Consider the following 857-nt stretch of genomic DNA (forward strand, 5'->3'; position numbering starts at 1 on the left):
CGGCGCAAGGCCTCCACGTCCAGGCGCCCGGAGAGGCGCAGGGCGACGGGGAGATTGTAGGACGCGTCGTCCGGCGCGAGTTGGTCGAGGAACCAGAGGCGCTGCTGCGCGAAGGACAGGGGCTGGGGTCCCTCCGTCCGCGTCGGGGTGAGGGGCGGCAGGCGAGTTGCGGTGCTTGCCTGCTGCAACCGCTCGGCGAGCGCGGCGACGGTGGGCGCCTCGAAGAGCGCACGCAGCGGCAACTCCACATCGAGCGCGGCGCGCACCCGGGCCACCAACTGCGTGGCGAGCAGTGAGTGCCCACCCAGTTCAAAGAAGTTGTCCGTGCGGCCCACCGTGGGTACGCGCAGCACTTCGCTCCAGAGTCCCGCCAGCTTCTCCTCCAGCGGCGTGACGGGCGCCTCATAGGCATGGGTCCGTGAGGAAGCCTCGGGTACTGGCAATGCCTTGCGGTCCACCTTGCCGTTGGAGGTGAGCGGCAGCGCCTCCAGGGGTACGAAGGCCGCGGGCACCATGTACTCGGGCAGGTGCTGCTTGAGGTGCGCGCGCAGGGCCGCGACGTCCAGCGCGCCCTCCGTCACCACGTAGGCCACCAGTCGCTTGTCGCCCGGGTGGTCCTCGCGGGCGAGCACCACCGCGTCCTTCACGGCGGGGCCCGCGCGCAGCACGGTTTCGACTTCGCCCAACTCGATGCGGAAGCCGCGCACCTTCACCTGCGCGTCGATGCGGCCGACAAACTCCAGCGTCCCGTCCTGGCGCCAGCGCACCACGTCGCCCGTGCGGTACAGCCGGGCGCCTGCCTCTGCCGAGAAGGCATCCGGCACGAAGCGCTCGGCCGTGAGGCCCGCGCGGCCCGC

The 857-nt window shown here is 71.8% G+C and carries 1 protein-coding gene; it reads right to left on the reverse strand.

Annotation, left to right across the window (positions count from 1 at the left end):
• A partial coding sequence (locus D7V97_RS43370; protein WP_147445274.1) for a phosphopantetheine-binding protein occupies window positions 1–857 on the reverse strand: 857 nt, incomplete at both ends.

Origin of the sequence: Corallococcus sp. CA053C, assembly GCF_003611675.1 — a bacterium.
Classification (GTDB): Bacteria; Myxococcota; Myxococcia; order Myxococcales; family Myxococcaceae; genus Corallococcus.